This window comes from Promicromonospora kroppenstedtii DSM 19349 (assembly GCF_000515355.1).
Taxonomy (GTDB): domain Bacteria; phylum Actinomycetota; class Actinomycetes; order Actinomycetales; family Cellulomonadaceae; genus Promicromonospora; species Promicromonospora kroppenstedtii.
This window is the reverse complement of the sequence record NZ_KI911579.1, coordinates 8,107-10,936: the sequence shown is the minus strand read 5'-3', so window position 1 is coordinate 10,936 and position 2,830 is coordinate 8,107. Positions and strand designations below refer to the sequence as shown.

The window sequence follows — 2,830 nt, the reverse complement described above, 5'->3', positions numbered from 1 at the left end:
TACGCGGAGGCCGAGGCGGCGACCACCCGCATGTTCTCCTGACGCCCGCGCGCGAAAAGGCCGACGCCGGCCGGTCACCCTCCGCGTGAGAGGTTGACCGACCGGCGTCGGACAGATTCCCGGGCCGGAGCCCGAGGGGGTCAGGCCGGACTCAGAAGTCCATGCCGCCCATGCCACCGGACGGGTCGCCGGCCGGGGCGCCCACGGGCTCCGGCTTGTCGGCGACGACGGCCTCGGTGGTGAGGAACAGCGCGGCGATCGACGCGGCGTTCTGCAGCGCCGAGCGGGTCACCTTGACCGGGTCGTTGACGCCCGCGGCGAGCAGGTCCTCGTAGACGCCGGTCGCGGCGTTCAGGCCCTGGCCGGAGGGAAGGTTGCGCACCTTCTCCGCCACGACGCCGCCCTCGAGGCCGGCGTTGATGGCGATCTGCTTGAGCGGAGCGTCGATCGCGGCACGCACGATGGTGGCGCCGATCGCCTCGTCGCCCTCGAGCTCCAACTTCGGGAACGCGACGGCGCCGGCCTGGATGAGGGCCACGCCACCACCGGCGACGATGCCCTCCTCGACGGCGGCCTTCGCGTTGCGAACGGCGTCCTCGATGCGGTGCTTGCGCTCCTTGAGCTCCACCTCGGTGGCCGCACCGGCCTTGATGACGGCCACGCCGCCGGCCAGCTTGGCGAGGCGCTCCTGCAGCTTCTCGCGGTCGTAGTCCGAGTCGGACTTGTCGATCTCGCTGCGGATCTGGTTCACACGACCGGCGATGAGGTCGGCGTCGCCGGCACCCTCGACGATCGTGGTCTCGTCCTTCGTGACGACGACCTTGCGCGCCTGGCCGAGCTCCTCGAGCGTCGCGTTCTCCAGCTTGAGGCCCACCGTCTCGGTGATGACCTGGCCGCCGGTGAGGATCGCGATGTCCTGCAGCATGGCCTTGCGGCGGTCACCGAAGCCCGGGGCCTTGACGGCGACGGACTTGAAGGTGCCACGGATCTTGTTCAGCACCAGGGTCGCCAGGGCCTCGCCCTCGACGTCCTCGGCGATGATGAGGAGCGACTTGCCCGACTTCATGACCTGGTCGAGCAGCGGCAGCATGTCCTTGACGTTCGAGATCTTCGACTCGACGATCAGGACGTACGGGTCCTCGAGCACGGCCTCCTGGCGCTCGGGGTCCGTCTCGAAGTAGCGCGCGAGGAAGCCCTTGTCGAAGCGCATGCCCTCGGTGAGCTCGAGCTCGAGGCCGAAGGTGTTCGACTCCTCGACGGTGATGACGCCTTCCTTGCCCACCTTGTCGAGGGCCTCGGCGATGAGCTCGCCGATCGCCGGGTCGCCGGCCGAGATAGCGGCCGTGGCAGCGATCTCTTCCTTGGTCTCGATCTCCTTGGCAGCGTTCAGCAGCTGCTCGGTGACGGCCTCGACAGCCTTCTCGATGCCGCGCTTGACGGCGATCGGGTTGGCGCCGGCGGCGACGACACGCAGGCCCTCCTTGACGAGCGCCTGGGCGAGCACGGTGGCGGTGGTGGTGCCGTCACCCGCGACGTCGTCCGTCTTCTTGGCGACCTCCTTGACGAGCTCCGCACCGATCTTCTCGTACGGGTCGTCGAGCTCGATCTCCTTGGCGATGGAGACACCGTCGTTCGTGATCGTGGGGGCGCCCCACTTCTTGTCGAGAACGACGTTGCGGCCCTTCGGGCCGAGCGTGACCTTCACGGTGTCGGCGAGCTGGTTGAGCCCGCGCTCCATGCTCCGACGAGCTTCCTCGTCGAAAGCGATGATCTTGGCCATGGGGATGAATCCTCCGCTGGTGGCTTGTCCAGGCCGGCCGGTGCCCGCGACGGACGGCCACCGCCCCGGCGATCACGTCTCGCCACGGCAGGAGGCCTCACCATTCGACCCTGCTGTCACTCTCCAACGGAGAGTGCTAAGACATTATTGGCACTCGGACCATGAGAGTGCAAGGCGCGTACTCCGGTGGCGAACGCGGGTCCTACGCGGGCGCCAGCCCCGGGACGTGCCGGACGTCGAACTCCCGCAGCAGCGCGCGGCGCGCCGCGTGCCAACCGCCCATGCCGTGCACGCCCGGCCCGGGTGGGGTCGACGCCGAGCAGAGGTACACGCCCTCGGCCAGCTGGTACGGGTCGGGCGCCAGGGTCGGCCGGGCGAACATCTGCCAGATGCTGGCGGCCCCCGAGGAGATGTCGCCGCCCGGGTAGTTCGCGTTGTGCAGCTCCATGTGGCTGGCTGGGATGCACCGCGAGCCGACGACGACGTCGCGGAAGCCTGGCGCGAACCGCTCGATCTGCCGGGTGACCGCCTCGGTGAGGTCCTGCGTCGAGCCGGCGGGCACGTGGGCGTAGGTCCACAGCGGTCGCCGGCCGCCGCGCACGCGCCCCGGGTCGGCGACGCCCGGGTCGCTGAGCAGGACCATCGGCCGGTCGGGGTGCGTCCCGTTCGCGACGGCGTCCTCCGCGATGACCATCTCGGCACGGGTACCACCGACGTGCACGGTCGACGCGCGCCCGACATCGGGCACCGTCCAGGGCACGGGCTCCGACAGCACGAAGTCGACCTTGGCGGCCGCGTTGCCGTAGCGGAACCGGCGCAGGGCGGCCCGGCGCGGCACGCTGATCCGGTCGCCCGTGATCGACAGCGCGGCCCGCGGGGTGGTGTCGAAGAGGACGGCGCGGGCAGGCGGCAAGTCGTGCCAGTCCTCGACGGCCCGCCCGGTCTCGACGGTGCCGCCGTGCGCCTCCAGGTCACGGACGAGGGCGTCGGTGACCGCCTGCGAGCCGCCCACCGGGACGGCCCAGCCGCCGTCGGCGTGCGCGAGGGCCG

The 2,830-nt window shown here is 70.7% G+C and carries 2 protein-coding genes; both read right to left on the bottom strand.

The features are described from left to right. Positions 1-151: 151 nt before the first annotated feature. On the bottom strand, positions 152-1,780 hold the full coding sequence (gene groL / locus PROKR_RS02340) for a chaperonin GroEL (RefSeq protein WP_036959313.1): 1,629 nt from the start codon (positions 1,778-1,780) through the stop codon (positions 152-154). 202 nt (positions 1,781-1,982) lie between these two features. Next, positions 1,983-2,830, bottom strand: an 848-nt coding sequence (locus PROKR_RS02335; protein ID WP_036959311.1) for a phytoene desaturase family protein, incomplete at its 5' end; no start/stop codon positions are given.

Bases quoted from the DNA above. Each gene is read 5' to 3' on its own strand.
- groL (WP_036959313.1), bottom strand. From the start codon at position 1,780: ATGGCCAAGATCATCGCTTTCGACGAGGAAGCTCGTCGGAGCATGGAG.